Source organism: Pannonibacter phragmitetus DSM 14782 (genome assembly GCF_000382365.1).
GTDB classification, from domain to species: Bacteria; Pseudomonadota; Alphaproteobacteria; order Rhizobiales; family Stappiaceae; genus Pannonibacter; species Pannonibacter phragmitetus.
Genome location: NZ_KB908215.1, coordinates 984,374 through 1,001,761, shown reverse-complemented (window position 1 = coordinate 1,001,761; position 17,388 = coordinate 984,374). Strand labels below are relative to the sequence as shown.

Annotated in this window: 15 protein-coding genes, 1 tRNA gene and 2 pseudogenes; 6 read left to right on the top strand and 12 right to left on the bottom strand. The window is 63.0% G+C overall.

Annotation, left to right across the window (positions count from 1 at the left end):
* Window positions 1-65: 65 nt before the first annotated feature.
* From yihA to rpmH, 4 genes are all read right to left on the bottom strand, one after another.
* Entirely contained in the window at window positions 66-707 is a 642-nt protein-coding gene (yihA, locus tag H163_RS0104620; RefSeq protein ID WP_026355455.1) for a ribosome biogenesis GTP-binding protein YihA/YsxC, read from the bottom strand.
* Window positions 708-821: 114 nt separating this feature from the next.
* Window positions 822-2,633 (bottom strand): membrane protein insertase YidC, encoded by a 1,812-nt coding sequence (gene yidC / locus H163_RS0104615; RefSeq protein ID WP_019963380.1) that lies wholly within the window; start codon window positions 2,631-2,633, stop codon window positions 822-824.
* A gap of 9 nt (window positions 2,634-2,642) precedes the next feature.
* Entirely contained in the window at window positions 2,643-3,074 is a 432-nt protein-coding gene (gene rnpA, locus H163_RS22210) for a ribonuclease P protein component (RefSeq protein WP_019963379.1), read from the bottom strand.
* 65 nt (window positions 3,075-3,139) lie between these two features.
* A complete protein-coding gene (rpmH, locus tag H163_RS0104605) occupies window positions 3,140-3,274 on the bottom strand; it encodes a 50S ribosomal protein L34 (RefSeq protein WP_026355454.1) in 135 nt (44 codons plus the stop codon).
* Between the two features lie 389 nt (window positions 3,275-3,663).
* On the opposite strand from rpmH, the gene H163_RS0104600 reads away from it, so the two are divergent.
* Together H163_RS0104600 and H163_RS0104595 are read left to right on the top strand one after the other, a co-directional pair.
* A complete protein-coding gene (locus H163_RS0104600) occupies window positions 3,664-5,181 on the top strand; it encodes a sensor histidine kinase (protein ID WP_019963377.1) in 1,518 nt (505 codons plus the stop codon).
* Between the two features lie 475 nt (window positions 5,182-5,656).
* Window positions 5,657-5,733: transfer RNA gene (locus H163_RS0104595), tRNA-Arg, on the top strand.
* On the opposite strand, the gene H163_RS24290 is transcribed toward H163_RS0104595, so the two are convergent.
* Window positions 5,704-5,853 (bottom strand): hypothetical protein, encoded by a 150-nt coding sequence (locus H163_RS24290; protein ID WP_155975124.1) that lies wholly within the window; start codon window positions 5,851-5,853, stop codon window positions 5,704-5,706. The two genes, H163_RS0104595 and H163_RS24290, sit on opposite strands and share 30 nt — an antisense overlap.
* A 148-nt stretch (window positions 5,854-6,001) precedes the next feature.
* On the opposite strand from H163_RS24290, the gene H163_RS24285 reads away from it, so the two are divergent.
* A complete protein-coding gene (locus H163_RS24285) occupies window positions 6,002-6,715 on the top strand; it encodes a hypothetical protein (protein ID WP_147290385.1) in 714 nt (237 codons plus the stop codon).
* 108 nt (window positions 6,716-6,823) lie between these two features.
* On the opposite strand, the pseudogene H163_RS24280 reads toward H163_RS24285, so the two are convergent.
* The 3 genes and pseudogenes from H163_RS24280 to H163_RS22205 form a co-directional block, all read right to left on the bottom strand.
* Window positions 6,824-6,919 (bottom strand): annotated as a pseudogene (locus H163_RS24280) (aldehyde dehydrogenase family protein); the annotation flags it as partial.
* A pseudogene (locus tag H163_RS24675) lies at window positions 6,913-7,023 on the bottom strand (helix-turn-helix domain-containing protein); the annotation flags it as partial. The pseudogenes H163_RS24675 and H163_RS24280, both read right to left, overlap by 7 nt.
* A gap of 224 nt (window positions 7,024-7,247) precedes the next feature.
* Window positions 7,248-8,171: a LysR family transcriptional regulator gene (locus H163_RS22205; RefSeq protein ID WP_019963375.1), complete on the bottom strand. Its 924-nt coding sequence runs from the start codon at window positions 8,169-8,171 to the stop codon at window positions 7,248-7,250.
* Window positions 8,172-8,268: 97 nt separating this feature from the next.
* Here H163_RS22205 and H163_RS0104580 point away from each other — a divergent pair, with 97 nt between their 5' ends.
* Together H163_RS0104580 and H163_RS0104575 are read left to right on the top strand one after the other, a co-directional pair.
* A complete protein-coding gene (locus H163_RS0104580; protein ID WP_019963374.1) occupies window positions 8,269-9,450 on the top strand; it encodes a CaiB/BaiF CoA transferase family protein in 1,182 nt (393 codons plus the stop codon).
* Window positions 9,447-10,583: an acyl-CoA dehydrogenase family protein gene (locus H163_RS0104575; RefSeq protein WP_019963373.1), complete on the top strand. Its 1,137-nt coding sequence runs from the start codon at window positions 9,447-9,449 to the stop codon at window positions 10,581-10,583. Before H163_RS0104580 ends, H163_RS0104575 begins: the two co-directional genes overlap by 4 nt.
* Before the next feature lie 182 nt (window positions 10,584-10,765).
* Here the strand turns inward: H163_RS0104575 and H163_RS0104570 are convergent, their stop codons facing one another.
* Window positions 10,766-12,244 (bottom strand): NAD-dependent succinate-semialdehyde dehydrogenase, encoded by a 1,479-nt coding sequence (locus H163_RS0104570; RefSeq protein ID WP_019963372.1) that lies wholly within the window; start codon window positions 12,242-12,244, stop codon window positions 10,766-10,768.
* A 3-nt stretch (window positions 12,245-12,247) separates the two neighbouring features.
* Window positions 12,248-13,525: a 4-aminobutyrate--2-oxoglutarate transaminase gene (locus tag H163_RS0104565; RefSeq protein ID WP_026355453.1), complete on the bottom strand. Its 1,278-nt coding sequence runs from the start codon at window positions 13,523-13,525 to the stop codon at window positions 12,248-12,250.
* Window positions 13,526-13,671: 146 nt separating this feature from the next.
* Here H163_RS0104565 and H163_RS0104560 point away from each other — a divergent pair, with 146 nt between their 5' ends.
* The gene (locus tag H163_RS0104560; protein WP_019963370.1) at window positions 13,672-14,490 is read left to right on the top strand and encodes a MerR family transcriptional regulator; all 819 of its coding nucleotides are present in this window, start codon (window positions 13,672-13,674) and stop codon (window positions 14,488-14,490) included.
* Between the two features lie 184 nt (window positions 14,491-14,674).
* Here the strand turns inward: H163_RS0104560 and H163_RS0104555 are convergent, their stop codons facing one another.
* Window positions 14,675-15,712, bottom strand: a complete 1,038-nt coding sequence (locus tag H163_RS0104555; protein WP_019963369.1) for an ABC transporter permease — start codon at window positions 15,710-15,712, stop codon at window positions 14,675-14,677.
* Window positions 15,709-17,226 (bottom strand): sugar ABC transporter ATP-binding protein, encoded by a 1,518-nt coding sequence (locus tag H163_RS0104550; RefSeq protein WP_019963368.1) that lies wholly within the window; start codon window positions 17,224-17,226, stop codon window positions 15,709-15,711. The genes H163_RS0104555 and H163_RS0104550 overlap by 4 nt, the downstream gene beginning before the upstream one ends.
* Window positions 17,227-17,388: the final 162 nt, after the last annotated feature.

Sequence of the window (17,388 nt, the reverse complement as noted above, 5' to 3'; positions counted from 1 at the left end):
GGGTATCTCAACGGATCGCATGACCGGACACGAAAGCTTCAATCCAGTCCCGGCTTCGGCGCGCCTCAGGGCAGCGCGCAGATCTCCGCACGCAACAGGTCGATGCCCAGACCCTTCTCGGAGGACGTGGGGATGAGCACCGGGTGGGCCGCCGGCCGCTTGCGCAGGATCTCGGCTGTTGCCGTCATCAGCGTGGCCAGCTGGCCGGGCTTGATCTTGTCCGCCTTGGTGAGAACCACCTGATAGACGACGGCCGCCTTGTCCAGCAGCTGCATGGCCTCAAGGTCGTTCTCCTTGATGCCGTGGCGGCTGTCGATCAGGAGGAACACGCGCCGCAGGTTGGGCCGCCCGCGCAGGTAGGAGAACACCAGCCGCGTCCAGGCATCCACCATCTCCTTCGGCGCCTGGGCATAGCCATAGCCCGGCATGTCCACCACGGTGACGCTCGCGCCCTCCGCGCCGAAGAAGTTCAGCATCTGCGTGCGGCCCGGCGTGTTGGACGTGCGGGCAAGGCCCTTGCGGCCTGTCAGTGCGTTGATGAGGCTGGACTTGCCCACATTCGAGCGCCCGGCAAAGGCGATTTCCGTGCCGCGTGAGGCCGGAAGCTGGCGCATGTCGGCAACGCTGGTCTGGAAGGTCCAGGGGCGGTTGAACATCAGCCGGCCGGCTTCAAGCTGTTCGTCGGTGTATTCGGGCAAGTCGGTCATGATGTGCTTTTAGCTGGCTGCGGCCGCGCCGTCGAGCGCAGGTTGAGCATGTGGCAAACAGAAGGGCCTGCCGTGTGGCAGGCCCTTTGATCTTTGGTGCTGAAGAAGGCCGGATCAGCTCTTCTTTTCCGCTTCGGGTTCGCCCTTCTTGCGCTTGAACGTCTCCCTGAGGTTCCCCCACAGTTCCACCTTCACGCCCTGGCGGCGCATGATGATGTACTGCTGGGTGATCGACAGGCTGTTGTTCCAGGCCCAGTAGATGACCAGACCTGCCGGGAAGGAGGCCAGCATGAAGGTGAAGAGCACCGGCATCCAGGTGAAGACGATCTGCTGGGCCGGATCGGTCGGCGCCGGGTTCATCTTCATCTGCAGGAACATGGTGATGCCCATGATGATCGGCCAGATGCCCAGCATCAGCAGATGCGGCGGGGTCCAGTCGATCAGGCCGAACAGGTTGAAGATCGTCGTCGGATCCGGGGCGGAAAGGTCCTGAATCCAGCCAAAGAACGGCGCATGGCGCATTTCGATGGTGACGAACAGCACCTTGTAGAGCGCGAAGAACACCGGGATCTGGATCAGAACCGGAAGGCAGCCCGCCAGCGGGTTGATCTTCTCGGTCTTGTACAGCTCCATCAGCGCCTGCTGCTGCTTGGCCTTGTCGTCCTTGTATTTCTCGCGGATGTCCATCATCTGCGGCTGCACGAGCTTCATCTTGCTCATGGAGACATAGGACTTGTTGGCCAGCGGGAAGAAGATGGCCTTGACCAGAACCGTCACCAGCAGGATGGCGATGCCGAAGTTGCCGACCAGATGGAACAGCCAGTCGATGACGTAGAACATCGGCTTGGTGAGGAAGTAGAACCAGCCCCAGTCGATCAGCAGGTCGAAGCGGTCGATGCCGATGCTCTCTTCATAGGAGGCAAGGAGCTTGGTTTCCTTGGCGCCGGCAAAGAGATAGGTGCTGGCCTCCTGCGTGCTGCCGGCTGCAATGGAAACCGCGTCGCCCAGGTAATCGGCCTGGAAATTGTCGGTGGCCTTGTTGTAGCTGAAGCTCGGCTGGAAGCTGGTGCCCGGCTCCGGCGCAACCGTTGCAGCCCAATACTTGTCGGTGAAGCCGAGCCAGCCCCGGTTCGCTTTTGCCGGCATGGTCTTGCCGTCTTCGGCGAGGGTCTTGTACTTGATTTCCTGCAGGCCTTCGTCACCGGTCACACCGATCAGGCCTTCATGCAGAATGTAGAAGCCTTCGGTGTGCGGCGTGCCGTTGCGGACAATCAGGCTGTAGGGATAGAGCGTCAGATCAGCGCCCGTGTTGTTGGTCACCGACTGGGTGACCTTGAACATGTAGTTCTCGTCGATGGAGAAGGTGCGGCTGAACACGGCGCCTTCACCATTGTCCCAGGTCAGGGTGACCGGGGTGCCGGGGGTCAGATTGCTTTCGCCCGCAACGGTCCACACCGTGTCTGCACCCGGCAGCTTCACCTGTGCGCCCGGCTCAGACACCCAGCCATTGTCGGCATAGAAAGCGCCCTGCGTGCCCTTGGGCGAGAACAGGGTGATGAGCGGGCTGTCCTTGTCGACCGTCTCGCGGTAGTCCTTCAGGCGCAGGTCATCGACCCGTGCACCGGTCAGGCTGATGGAGCCGCTCAGGCGCGGTGTCTCGATGGAAACGCGCGGAGCCGCTGCAATTGCCTGCTCGCGGCTGAGGGGGCCGGTGGCTTCACCTGCAGAGCCGGGGATGCCAGCCGTGCCGGGTGCGGCACCGGGCGTTGCGCCGGGTGCCGGAGTGCCGGCCTGCTGTGCCTCTGCCTGCTGCTGCGCGGCCTGCTGAGCCTGCTCCAGCTGCGGCCGGGCGACAAAATACTGCCACCCGAGAAGGACCACCAGCGACAGCGCGATGGCGATGAATGTGTTGCGGTTGTCAGCCATGAGCTGCGGTTACCCCTGTCTCTGTCCTGACCCCTGTGCGGGTTCCTTGCCTTGTGCCTGCCCGCCTGCCTTTGGCTTGCGGTTGTCACGGCGGCCCTGCCATGATCCGTTGCCCTTGCGCTCCAGAGCAGGCTTGAGCCCTGAGTTAAGCTCTCTGACCAGATCTGCAAAGGGCTGATTCAGCGCGGCGCGGCGTCCGATGATCACAAAATCCGCACCGGATGGTACGGTCTCGTCCTCAAGTTGCGCAACAGCCGCGCGCAGCCGTCTCTTGATCCGGTTCCGCTCGACCGCATTGCCGGTCTTCTTGGTCACCGTGTAGCCGACGCGGGCCGGGCCTTCATCCGCGCGTTTCAGGCCCTGTAACGCAAAAGCGCGCCGGTCTGTCCGTCCACCTTTGGCGACGGCCAGAAACTCGGAGCGCTTTTTAAGAGTTTTCATGTGCTGCGGCGTTCTGAAATCCAGAGCCTCGAAAGGGTGGTCCGAAGCGCCGCTGCAGGGCGCTATCAGGCGCTCAGGCTCTTGCGGCCCTTTGCCCGGCGGCGGGACAGGACCAGACGGCCATTCTTGGTCGCCATGCGTGCGCGGAAGCCATGACGGCGCTTGCGGACGAGGCGGCTGGGTTGATACGTACGCTTCATTTTTCTATTCCGCGCCGTCGCGCGGCCCTTTTATTTGAAACTTGAGGCTGGATGCATCCTGCCGCCACAAGGCAAGCCTGCTCCATGAGACAGGCCGGATGCCGGTCCGAGTCGAGCGCGCTTATACGAGGGCTCTGGCGGTGAGTCAACGCAGAACCGCCTTTTCCTGCGCCATTGCACGGCTTTGCCCTGCCTGCGGGCCGCAGGAGGCAGGATTTGCACAGCTGGCTCAGGTTCTGCCGGGCATCTGCTTCCTGCGCCTGCCGGCCCGCGAAGGGGAATCGCCACTCTGCAACGGCTTGATGGCGGGGTAGCTGACATACCGCTTGCGCCGGGTTATAAAGCTGAAGCAGGTGCTTGGGGCGGATGAGGGGCGCTGGAGCAGAGTGATGAAGCACGAACAGCCGCCCATGGTGCCCGGAGGGGCCGTTCCGCCCCCCGGTGAAGGGCTGCCCGCCGTCCCGCCTGCGGTTGTCCCCACAGGGGCCGCTGTCCGGCGCCGTTCGGCCGGCCTGTCCGGCAAATTGCTGTTTCTGACGGTGCTTTTCGTCATGCTGTCGGAAGTCTTCGTCTATGTGCCGTCAGTCGCCAATTTTCGCAGCACCTGGCTGAAGGACAAGCTCAACACCGCCGGTGTGGCCGCCGCCGTCCTGTCCGAAACCAACACCATCGCACCGCGCCTTCAGGAAGAGCTGATGCGGGTGACGGGGGCCGTCGCCATCTCTCTCACCCACAAGGGCCGCCGCAGCCTGATCGCCATGAGTGGCCTGCCGGAGGAGATCCGCTATGTCATCGACATGGAGGAAGAGTCGCCCTGGAGTGCCATCCGCGACAGCGTCGGGGTGCTGTTCTCCGATGGCTCCGGCCTGATGCGCGTCAGCCAGCCGCTGCCGATGGGCTCCAGCGCCGGGGATGACGTGCAGAAGGTGGACATCGTGCTTCCGGTCGCCATGCTGCGCAAGGACATGCTGGCCTTCTCGGGCCGCATCCTCGGGCTGACGCTGATCATCTCGGTGATCACGGCCAGCCTCGTCTATCTGGCGCTGCGCTGGATGTTCGTGCGCCCGCTGCAGCGCCTGTCTGCGTCCATGGCCCGCTTTGCCGAAGATCCCGAGGATACGGCGCGGATCATTGTGCCGGGCGGACGTGACGACGAGATCGGCGATGCGGAAAAGCGGCTTGCGGATATGCAGACGGCACTCTCCCGCGCCCTGCACCAGAAGCAGCGGCTGGCTGATCTTGGTCTTGCCGTGTCCAAGATCAACCATGACCTGCGCAACCTTCTGGCCTCGGCACAGCTGTTCATGGAGCGTATCGAGCATGTGCCCGATCCAACCGTGAAGCGGCTGGTGCCGAAGATCCTGGCAACGCTGGATCGTGCGGTCGGCTACACCCAGGCCGTGATGGCCTATGGCAAGGCGCGGGAAGAGCCGCCGCGCCGCCGCCTGATCCGCCTTGAGCGGGTGGTGAGCGACGTGGCCGAGCTGCTGGCGCTTGCCGAGCATCCGGACATCGAATTCGAGAGCCGCGTGGCCGAAGGCTTCGAGCTGGAGGCAGATCCGGAGCAGCTGTTCCGGGTGCTGGTCAACCTGTGCCGCAATGCCGTGCAGGCGATGGAAGCGGGCGCAGATGCCGCCCATGTCTGCCGCCTGACCATTGAAGCGGCGCTGATTGAAGGCGAATGCCTCATCCGTGTCAGGGATACCGGGCCCGGCATTCCCCCTGCCGTGCGTGCAGGTCTGTTCCGGGCCTTCCAGAGCGGAACAAAGAACGGCGGCACCGGCCTTGGCCTTGCCATCGCCCTTGAAATCGTCCGTGCCCACGGTGGACGCCTTGTGCTGGAAGACACGGGCCCCGGCACCACTTTCTGCATCCAACTGCCGCAGCGCGCCGTGCCGGAGGCGTGACCGGCTGCCAATGAGCCCGGCAGGCCGGGAGCTTCTCAAGTTCGTTTGGTGCCTGAGTCTTTTCAGCGCGTGATGCGTGAGCGTCCAAAGCCTCGGCATGAGATGCAGGCCCGTGGGGCATGCCTTCACCGGCGCCTTCCGGCAGAGCCTTTGCGGCGGGGCAGGGGCTGCTCCGGACCTCAGGCCAAATCAGATCTGAGGGCTTTTGCCAGGGCGGGAGGGCGAAGGCCCTTTGCCGGATATGTTATCCACCGCCATGCACAGCGGCTTGCCCGTTATTTTTCCGCAAGAGGCTGCGGTTTTCCGGCGCCGGATAAAAAAACTCGAAAACGCCCCTTGCATTCCGTCCGGGAGGCCGGTAGATACCGCCTCGTTCGCAGCCGCCGCGGCAACGCGGTGAACGAACAGCTGTCCGGTTCCTTCAACGGTTTATCCTGAAGGCCAGCAACCGGACACTGCCTCACACAGGCACTGCGCGCCCGTAGCTCAGCTGGATAGAGCACCAGACTACGAATCTGGGGGTCAGAGGTTCGAATCCTTTCGGGCGCGCCATTTTTCTCTCCAAATCGACCTAAAAATATCAAGGCGCTTGGCGATTTTTATCTTGAAGGCCGCGATGCCTTGCTCTGCTTCGCCAGCACTGCTCTCGCAGTTTATTTTGTTCTCTTTCATTCGCCCAACTGCTGTGTTGCCGCGCAAGAGAAAAAGAAACCGCTTCTTTGAAACAGCTTGAACATGTATATTACCTTACGTTACACTGTATGCGCGTAATGAAAGTATTTCATTGGGGAGTGTGCAACTCGTTGACGAGGGGGATGCTATGCGTAGAGTCAAGATTTATGGTAGTATTTTTATCGCGGTATTTGCCGTAGCATGTCATAGACATCCGATAGATCAGGTCGATAAGTCCAATTTTTTTGGTGCCGACGCAGCGATCGCGCCATTTGAAACAAAACTGACCATCGGTGGTATTTATACGACAATCGGATCGCCCAAAAAGCTGGTTTCCGGAGCTCGAATTGATCAATTCTGCGATGTTGACACGAAATATGCTTCGCCTGAGGTTGATGAGTCGGGCGTAATTGTCGCGGCAAGCGAAGAAAAAATCGATGGCAGCTCAATGGCCAAGCTTGGCGCGCAAAAATTCCCCGGGTTCTCTGTGTCACTTGCAGCTGGGTCAGATTACTCAGCAGCATATACACTGAAGAATGTTACGAGGACGAGGCTTGCAAATAGTGAATTTATTATTGAAGACATAATCACAAAGATTGGTAGTAAATGTCGAGGTTACATACGCGCGTATCAACGGCAAGGCCGAGACGTCTTTGTTCTTCTTGAAGGATATAAAGCAGAACGCGTCGAAGGTACGATTAATCATAAGCGAAACGCTGAGGCCGGTGTAACTGTGCAGATTGCAGGCCAGAGGTCCTCGCCCATCGATGCAGGCGCTGACTGGGAAAGACAGAAACGGATGGCTGCTGAGAACGTCTTTATTGAGGTCAGTGGGTTCAAGATTGAACCTGGGTCGATATAGTTGCATTAGAATAGTAAGTAGTTTTTTCTTTTGAACTGGGCGTGCCCCAAAAAAATCCCCCGGAGCGTGCCTGCTCCGGGGGATTTGTGTTTCAGTCTGCCGCTATCTTCAGATGCTGAGGCAGAGGTATTTCATCTCGGTGTAGTCCTCAAGGCCGTAGCGGGAGCCTTCGCGGCCCTGGCCGGACTGCTTGATGCCGCCGTAGAAGGCGCAACGCCAAACCGGGCCGCAGCCGCCCGGCAGCTCATCCCCTCATCAATCGCCGCGATCAAGCGAACACGCAAATCCATCGAAAGAGGCTGTCCCATCCGATTCAAGACGCTCGAAGACCTTTTAAGACGCGCCGTACGGCGAAGCGCTAAATTGTATAGAGCACTGTCATGGCTACGCCCCACATAGAAGAGCGATGGAGAGCAAAAGGGCATTCGACTGCCTGATCTGCGTCCGCGAGGGTCTCAACAGTGATTGAATGCCGCCAGTCGGCGCAGAATTCATGGATATAATTGAAGGCAGTGATACTGCGGTCCACAGTTCATGACGCCGCAGATTTGCTTCCGCAGGCGCTTGGTGCTCGGGTTGGCGAGCTGAAATAGGCTTCGGTAAAGGCTGTAAAAGCCTGAATGACTGGCCGCCGAAGCGTCGCGCCGCGATGGGCAATGGCAATCCGGTGCGGTGGTGGATGGCCAGCCAGAGGCACACGGACTACCGGACTGCCATCGTAACAGGTGTCGCCAGGCAGGTCAGTTGCCAACAGGCCGATACCGAACCCGTTGGCCACCATTGATCGCAGCATTTCAATCGAGCCGGTTTCGTGGGCGACACGTACCGGGACGCTGGCATTCTGCAACAGCGACAGGAAATAGCTGCGGCTGTGCGGCAGGTTCACCAGGATGACCGGCTCCTGTGCCAGCTCTTCGCCGTGCAGGCTGCTCCGTCCGGCGAGCCTGTGTCCCTGCGGCAGCAGGGCATAGGGCTCGGCCGCGGCCAGGGGCCTGATGACGAAGTCGGACGGAATACCGAAATCGTAGAGCAGCGCCAAGTCAATCCGGCCCTCGCTGAGCCAGTCGAACAGCGTTTGCAGGTCGCCTTCAAGGATACGGACTTCGGTGTTGGGGTGGGCCTTCAGAAAGTCTCGCACCAACTGCGGAGCGTGGCGCGGCCCCAGGGTGGAAAACACCCCGAGATGCAAGAATTCCGGCGTTCCTTCACCGCCGCTCAGGACCCAGCGCGCCTGCTTCTCCAATTCGCGCAACTGGGCGAGCTTGTGCTGCCCGAACGGGGTCAGTTCCATCCCGCGTCCGGGGATACGGATGAAAAGCTTCTGCCCGAACACTTCCTCGCAGCGGGAAATGGCCAGCGAAACTGCGGGCTGCGAGGTATTCAGCGCGCGGCTTGCCGCAGCGGTGCTTCCGGTGTCCGCGACTGCCAGCAGGACTTCGACTTGACGGAAGTTCAATGGTATATTCAAACGAGAATATCCTTTATATCGCGCTCTTATTTCCGAGTATACCCAACCGGACGCTATCCTCCAGTAAACAAATGATGGGGGATGCATGTTCGAAACTGACAGAACCGCAGGCCGCAAGCCGCTCGAGGGTGTTCGGGTGCTGGATTTCTCCCGCGTTCTGGCCGGGCCCTACTGCACGGCGCTGATGGCTGATCTGGGTGCGGAGGTGATCAAGGTCGAGCCTCCTACGGGCGACGATTACCGCCATATCGGTCCGTTCAGGGACGGCGAGAGCCTGCTGTTCCAATCGGTGAACCGCGGCAAGAAATCGATCATTCTGGATCTGAAATCCGAAGAAGGCGCGGCGGCGGCCCGGGCGCTGGCGGCGGAGTGCGACGTACTGGTCGAAAACTTCCGCCCCGGTGTGATGGAGCGGTTCGGGTTGGGGGCGCAAGCGCTGTGCGAGGCCTGTCCCCGGCTGGTCTATGTTTCTGTGTCCGGGTTCGGCCAGACAGGCCCGAACCGGATGCAGCCGGCCTATGACATCATCATCCAGGCGATGAGCGGGCTGATGGATATGACTGGCGCCGGAGACGGGCCGCCCATGATGGTCGGCGAAGCCTTTGCCGACGTTGCCGGCGGCATGTTCGCGGCCTTCGGGGCGATGGTAGCGCTGTTCGACCGCAGCTGCAGCGGCAGGGGGCGGCATGTCGATCTGGCGCTCTACGACTCGTTGGTGTCGATGATGCCGGTTGCGGCCTGCCGGGCTCTGATGGCGGGTGAGACGCCAAGACGGACGGGCAACAAGCATGCGCTTTCGGCCCCCTTCGGCACCTATCCGGCGAGTGACGGCGGGTTCACCGTTGCGGTGCTGAACGACCGGCTGTTCGAGCGTTTCGCGGCCGCCATCGGCGCGCCGGACCTGGCGGACGATCCGCGTTTTGCCAGCGATGCCTTGCGGCGGCAGAACGAGCCGGCGCTGGCGCAGCACATCGAAAGCTGGGCCGCCGACCGCAACGCGAAGGAGGCTGTAGCGGTTTTGTCCGAGGCGGGCATTCCGGCTGCTGCCCTGTGCTCGGTATCCGAGGCCTGGAACTCGCCGCAAGTGCGGGCTCGCGGGCTGGCATCAACAGTGGAGCATCCCGCCCTCGGCACTGTCACCGTGCCAGAGCAACCGGTGCATTTTAGCGGTGCGCCGCGGGGCGGACGCCGGCCGGCGCCCGCCCTGGGCGCCCACACCCAGGATATTCTGCAACAACTGCGGCACAAGCAGGGAGAGCCCCGATGAGCCTTGACCTGAACAGCGAAGAACAGGCCGTCATCGGCCAGATCGAACGGTTCTCCAGCAAGATACTGGCGCCTGCCGCCGCCGAAATCGATGCAAAGTCCCGATTTGCGACCCTGCATCGTCCGGCGTTGGCCGGGATGGGCATCATGGGGATGAACCTGCCCGAAGCTTATGGCGGCATCGGCCTGTCCGGGCCGGCGCTCTACTGTGCGGTGGAGGCCATCGCGGGGGCCTGCGGCTCCACCGCATCAATGCTGACCGCGCATTTCCTGGCCACGGATTCGCTGCTTCTGGGCGCCGATGAGGCGCTGAAGCAGCGCATTCTGCCTGCCGCAGCGGCGGGTGAGGCTCTGGGGGCCTTTGCCCTGACGGAACCGATGGCCGGCTCCAACCCGGCGGACATGCGCAGCACCGCCACCCGCGACGGCGACGGCTACCGGCTGAAGGGCTCCAAGTGCTTCATCTCCAATGCGGGGGAGGCGGATTTTATTGTAGTCTACGCCAAGACGGACAGCGCTGCCGGCGCCCGCGGGGTCAGCGCCTTCGTGGTGGAACCGGCCAGGATCGAGGGGGTGGAGATCGGCAGGCACGAGGAAACCATGGGCCTGCGCGGCGGCCATGTGTTCCCGGTCTCGTTCGACTGCCACGTGCCTGCGGAAAACCGGCTAGGCGACGAAGGCACCGGGTTCCGCACCGCGATGAAGGTACTGGACAATGGCCGTATCGAAGTGGCTGCTCAGGCCACCGGCATTGCGCGCGCCGCGCTGGATGCGGCTGTGTCTTATGCAAGGGAACGCGAGGTCGGCGGACAGCCGATCGGCAGTTTCCAGGGGCTGCAATGGATGCTGGCCGACTGTGCCACCGAACTGGCGGCTGCGCGGGCCCTGGGGTTGCAGGCCGCCCGCAAGCGCGGAACGGGAGAGCGCTATTCGCGGGACTCCGCCTTTGCCAAGCTCTACGCTAGCGAGGCGGCCTGGCGCATTGCAGACCGGGCGCTGCAGATCCACGGCGGATACGGCTACACCCGCGACTTTCCGCTGGAACGCCACCTGCGGGACCTGCGGATCTTCCGGATTTACGAAGGTTCCTCTGAGATCCAGCGAACCATCATTGCCCGTGACCTGCTGAGCTAGATATTTAGTCCCGGGAATTGATGGAGCAGATTGAAGTTGAACCTTTCTGGCTCCGAAGTCCAGACTTTGCAGATGTATTCGTAAGGTGTGCTCTAGTACTGTCATACCTCGACTGCCCAAAACACAAAATCCCCCGAAGCCTGTCAGCTCCGGGGGATTTGCGTTTCAGTCTTTCGCGCTCCTCAGATGCTGAGGCAGAGGTATTTCATCTCGGTGTAGTCCTCGAGGCCATAGCGGGAGCCTTCGCGGCCCTGGCCGGACTGCTTGATGCCGCCGAAGGGGGCGACTTCGGTGGAGATGAGGCCGGTGTTGATGCCGACCATGCCGTATTCCAGCGCCTCGGCCACGCGGAAGATCTTCGACACATCGCGCGAGTAGAAATAGGAGGCGAGGCCGAATTCCGTGTTGTTGGCCATGGCGATCACGTCCGCCTCGGTCTTGAAGCGGAAGAGCGGCGCGACGGGCCCGAAGGTTTCCTCGCGGGCGATCTTCATGGCCGGGGTCACGTCTGTCAGAACGGTCGGCTCGAAGAACAGGCCGCCGCGCTGGTGGGCCTTGCCGCCCAGCATCACCTTGGCGCCCTTGGAGGTGGCGTCGGCGATGTGATTGTTGACCTTGGCAAGGGCAGCATCGTCGATCAGCGGGCCTGCATTCACCCCGTCCTCGAAGCCGTCGCCCACTTTCATGGCCGACACCTTGGCCGCCAGTTTTTCGGCGAAGGCGTCGTAGACATCCGCATGCACATAGATGCGGTTGGCGCAGACGCAGGTCTGGCCGTTGTTGCGGTACTTCGAGACCATGGCGCCTTCGACGGCAGCATCAAGGTCGGCATCCTCAAAGACGATGAAGGGCGCGTTGCCGCCCAGCTCCAGCCCCAGCTTCATGATGTTGTCGGCGCCCTGACGCATCAGGATGCGGCCAACCTCGGTGGAGCCGGTGAAGGTGAGCTTGCGCACCTTGGTGTTGGTGGTGAACTCCTGCCCGATAGCGGGGGCATCGGTGCCCAGGATCACGTTGTAGAGCCCGGCTGGCAGGCCCGCGCGCTCGGCCAGAACGGCGAGGGCAAGAGCGGACAGCGGCGTTTCGGCGGCGGGCTTGGAGACCATGGCACAGCCGGCTGCCAGCGCCGGGGCGAGCTTGCGCGCCAGCATGGCATTGGGGAAATTCCACGGCGTGATGGCGGCCACCACACCCACCGGCTGGCGGATGATGATGATGCGCTTGTCCGGCTGGTGGCCGGGGATGGTGTCGCCATAGACGCGCTTGGCCTCTTCGGCGAACCACTCCACATAGGAGGCGCCATAGAGGATTTCGCCGCGGGCCTCGGCCCAGGGCTTGCCCATTTCCATGGTCAGGATGGTGGCGAGGTCATCAGCATTGGCGACCATCAGGTCGAAGAGCTTGCGCAGTACTGCGGCCCGGTCCTTGCCTGTGCGGGCGGCCCAGGCAACTTGTGCAGCGTGAGCTGCGTCAATCGCCTGCGCGGTTTCCTCGCGGCCCATGTCCGGCAGGGTGGCGATGACCTCGCCATTGGCCGGGTTGGTGACCTCGAAGGTGGTGCCGCTTTCGCTGGCCGAGCGCCAGGAGCCGTTGATATAGGCCTTGTCCGTGGCGAGCGAAGCGTCCTTCAGGCGGGACAGGAGAGAGGTGGAAATCGTCATGGTTCAGCCTTCCTTCGCGCTGAGAAGCGCGGCTTCGAGAATGTCCAGCGCCTCGCTGAACACATCATCGGGAATGGTGACGGGCGCAAGGAAACGGATGACATTACCGTAGACGCCGCAGGTGAGCAGGATCAAGCCGCGCTCCAGCGCCTTTTCGCGCACCCTGTTGGTGAACTCCGGGTCCGGGGTCGAGGTTCCCGGAATGTTGAACTCCACCGCATTCATGAAGCCGGGGCCGCGCACATCGGCGATCTGCGGCACGCTGGCGGCAAGGCCGGAGAGGCGCTGCTTCAGCCGGTTGCCAAGGCTGACGGCGCGCTCGCACAGGCCCTCTTCTTCGATCACTTCCAGCACGGCAAGACCTGCTGCAACGCCAATCGGGTTGCCGCCATAGGTGCCGCCAAGGCCGCCGGGGGCAGGAGCATCCATGATCTCGGCGCGGCCGGTGACAGCGGCAATCGGGAAGCCGCCGCCAAGGCCCTTGGCCATGGTGGTGATGTCCGGCACGACGCCGTAATGCTCCATTGCGAAGAGTTTGCCGGTGCGGGCGAAGCCGGTTTGCACTTCATCGGCAATCAGCAGGATGCCGTGCTTGCGGGCGATTTCCTGCAGCTTCTCCATAAAGGCGCGCGGCACTTCATAGAAGCCGCCTTCGCCCTGCACGGGCTCGACGATGAAGGCGGCAACGCGGGCCGGGTCCACATCCGCCTTGAACAGCTTGTCGAGCACGGAGAGCGAATCCTCGACGGAAACGCCATGCAGCTCGACGGGGAAGGGCACGTGGAACACGTCCGGCATCATGGCGCCGAAACCGGCCTTGTAGGGCTGCACCTTACCGGTCAGCGTCATGCCCATGAAGGTGCGGCCATGGAAGGCGCCGGTGAAGGCGATGACGGCAGGCCGGTTCGTGGCGGCCCGGGCGATCTTGACGGCATTTTCCACCGCCTCGGCGCCGGTGGTGACGAAGATGGTCTTCTTGGCAAAGTCGCCGGGCACGGCTGCGTTCAGCTTTTCGGCCAGTGCCACGTAGTTCTCGTAAGGTACGACCTGGTGGCAGGTGTGGGTGAAGCTGTCGAGCTGCGCCTTCACAGCCTCGATCACCTTCGGGTGGCGGTGGCCGGTGTTGACCACGGCGATGCCTGCGGCAAAGTCGATGTAGCGGCGGCCCTCCACATCCCAGATCTCGGCATTCTCGGCCTTTTGGGCATAGACCTGCGTCGTCACGCCAACGCCGCGCGAAATGGCAGCAGCCCGCCGGGCCGCGATCTGAGAATTCTGCATCTTCATCTCCAGACAGGGCGGACATGGCGAAAATTGCCAGTCCGTATCACCGGATCGAAACTCTACATTTTTTCTGTAGAGTTGCAATCCCGTCCGTGCCACTTTTTAGTGGCTCGTGGATTCGAACAGCGGAGCGGCGCAAGGCCATGACAGAACCGGTGCGTTTCAAGATCGCCGAAGCGGCGCGCATGGCCGGGGTATCTGCCTCCACGCTGCGGCTGTGGGAGAGCCAGGGCCTGATCGAGCCGCTGCGCACGGACAAGGGCCAGCGGCTCTACAGCGAGGCGCATGTGGAGCAGCTGAAGAAGATCAGCTGGCTGCGGCAGGAAAAAGGGATCAATCCGGCGGCCATCCGCGAGGGGCTGGCGGAGACGGCGGGCAAGCCATCCCGGCAGCGCAAGGCCGTCCGCCGTGCCGCTGTGCCGCAACTGGGGCCGAAGTTCCGGCATCTGCGGCGCGAGACCGGGCAGACACTCGGGCAGGTCAGCGCGGCCATTGGCGCGTCGTCTTCCGTGCTCTCCACCTTCGAGCGCACCTCGCAGGGGCTGTCGTTGAAGGCGCTGCGCGATCTGGCCGGGCATTTCGGCACCACGCTGGCAGCTCTTACGGGCACTGAAGGCAACAGCACGGGCGAGTCACTGGTGCGCAGCGGCACCTGGGCCAGCTGGCCGCCCACCGCCTCCGGTGTGGTGGTACAGGTGCTGGCGGAAGGGCCGTTCCAGATGGAGTGCCACCGCTTCGTGCTCGCCCCCGGCGCGTCGAGCGAAGGCGCCTATGCGCATGAGGGCGAGGAATTCGTCCATGTGCTGTCCGGCGCGCTGGAAATCATTCTGGAGCAGGACCGCTTCATCACGCTGCAGACGGGCGATTCCTTCTATTTCGAAAGCCGCCGCCCGCATTCCTGGCGCAATCTCAGCGATGGCGAAACCGTGCTCCTGTGGGTCAACACCCCGGCGTCGTTCTGATACCAGTTCTCGATGAGCTCGACTCATCGAGAACTGGTTAAGCCGGTGCGGCGCTTGAGCATTTTCAAGGCGTGATGCGTCAGCATCGAAAGCCTTGGTATGAGGCAGATCAATCAAAAGGGAGGCCGGGAGGGAACGGCCAGTATGGTGCGGTGGTGCCGCCCCCTCCCGTCCCGGACGGGCGTTACCGCCCGCCGGTCAGCATGCGGTAGCGGTATTGGTCCGCCACCACGGCAAGGATGAGCAGCCCGCCCAGCAAAACCATCTGCATGTAGGAGCCGATCTGCATGATGTTCATGCCGTTCTGCACCAGCACGATGAAGAAGGCGCCCAGCACCACATTCTCCACCCGGCCGATGCCGCCCCGCAGCGACACCCCGGCGATGACGCAGGCAGCGATGGATTCCATGGCAATCGTTCCGCCCAGATTGGTCTCGCCGCTTTCCACCCGGGCCGTCAGCAGGATGCCGGCAATGGAGGCAAGGGCGGCGCAGATGAGATAGGCGATGAAGAGCGTGCGCGCCGTGTTGATGCCGGACAGCTGCGCCGCCTTGATGTTGCCGCCGATGGCATAGATGCGCGCGCCCGTGCGGGTGCGGTTCATCAGCACCCACATCACCGCAATGGCAACGAGCGCCACCAGCACCGGCACGGGAACGCCCGCCACCCGGCCGAAGCCGAAGAGGTTGCCGAACTCATAGGGCAGGTTGCCGACCGGCACGCCGCCGGTCAGAAACAGGGCGGCGCCCGCGCCCGCAGATTGCACGCCCAGCGTCATGATGAAGGGCGAGACGCCGAATTTTGCGACGCCAAAGCCGTTGACGGCGCCAATGGCCAGCGCAGCGGCAAGGCCGGCGAGAAGGCCGGGCAGGATCACCAGCCAGCCGGCATCGGGGAAGATGCCGGCCAGATGCACCATCATCATGGCCGAGACCACGGATGTCATGGCGATGGCGGTGCCGACCGCCAGATCAAAGCCGCCGGTGATGAGCACGGTCATCTGCCCCAGCGACACAAGGATCAGATAGACCGACTGGCGGGCGACGTTGGTCAGGTTGCCAAGCGTCAGGAACTGCGGCGAGGCGAGGGTGAAGATCACCACGGCAGCGGTCATGAACAGGGGCAGAACCCCGGTTCGGAGGAATGTTTCCCGCGCAAGCGAGCCTGCGCGGCTGGGCAGCGTTCTGGCCGCCATGGGGGCGGTCCCGGCGTCGAGCGTCATGCGGCATGCCTTTCGTTGCTGAAGAAGGCGCGCAGAACCGCCTCTTCGGAAATCTGGGTCTGATCAAATTCGGCGGAGATGCGCCCTTGCGAGAAGACGATGAGCCGGTGGGCGAGGTGCATCACTTCATGCAGGTCGGAGGAGATGACGACGACCGCCTTTCCCGCTTCCGCCACCTGCTTGATGATGCGGTAGAGTGCGGCGCGTGTGCCCATGTCGACGCCGACAGTCGGCTCGTCGAAGATGTAGATCTCCCGGTCTTCGGCAAAGCCCTTGCCGAAGAGGATCTTCTGCTGGTTGCCGCCGGAGAGGCTGGAGGCCATGCGGCCTATATAGGCATCCGCCAGATCCACCTTGCGGCCAATGCGGCCCGCCTCCGCCGACAGGCGCGAGGGGGAGAGCAGCCCTGCGGCGCTGCGCATGTCCGCCCGATCCATCAGCGCCAGTTTCAGGTTGTCGCGGGTGGTGGCGCCCAGCACCAGGCCTTCGCTTTTGCGGTCCGAGGGCAGGTAGAAGATGCCTTCGCGCAGCAGGCGGCGCACCGGCTTGCCCGTCACATCCCGGCCCTTCAGCCGCACCTCGCCCGCCTCGATGCGGTTGAGGCCCAGCATGGCGCGGAAGCAGCGGGACTTGCCCGAACCGACCAGCCCGGCGACGCCCAGCACCTCACCCCGGCGGATATCAAGATCCACTCCTGCAACGCCCCAGGCATGAAGGCCGCGGATGGTGAGCACGGGTTCAGGCTCTGCGGCGCGGCTTATGGCCGGGTAGATCTCGTCCACCGGGCGGCCCGTCATCATCTCCACCAGCGCCTTTTCGCTGATGCCGTGTGCGTCCACCGTGCCGATCAGCCGCCCGTCGCGCAGCACGGTGATGCGGCTGGCGATGGCCTGAAATTCCTGGATGCGATGGGAGATGTAGACGACACCCACGCCTTCGGTCACGGCGGAGCGGATGAAGGCAAAGAGCCGTTCCGTCTCGCGCTCGGTCAGGGAGGCGGTGGGCTCGTCCAAAATGAGAATGCGCGCCTTGCGGTGCAGCGCCTTGGCGATTTCGACCATCTGCTGCTCGGCGCGGGAAAGCGACAGCACCCGGCGGCTCACGTCCACATCGAAGCCGAGGCGGGCAAAGAGGGCGCGGGCCTCGCGCCGCATGGCGCGCCGGTCGATGAAGGGGCCGCGCCGGGGTTCATCGCCCAGATAGATGTTCTCGGCCACCGTCATGGTGGGCACGAGCGAAAATTCCTGAAACACCGCGCCGACGCCTGCGGCCTGTGCATCGCGCACGCCCGCAAAATGCACCGGCTCCCCGTCAATGCGGATCTCTCCGGCGCTGGGCTGGTTCACGCCCGCAAGGATCGAGATGAGCGTGGACTTGCCCGCGCCGTTCTCGCCGAACAGCACATGCACTTCCCCCGCTTCCAGCGTGAGATTCACGCCATCGAGGGCCTTCACGCCGGGATAATGCTTGGCAATCCCGGTCATCTCGACGAGCGGCTTCCGGTTCACGGACATCTGCCATTCTCCTTCAGGACTGTGCCTGTGGTGTCTTCCGGGCTGTTGCGGCTGTGCTCCTGACAGCGATCCGGACACCAGCTCCTCTCCCCACGAAGAGGCAGTGTTTACATTGGACGCACAGAGTAGGATCGGGCCCTTGTTTTGCCGCAGCGCCCCTCT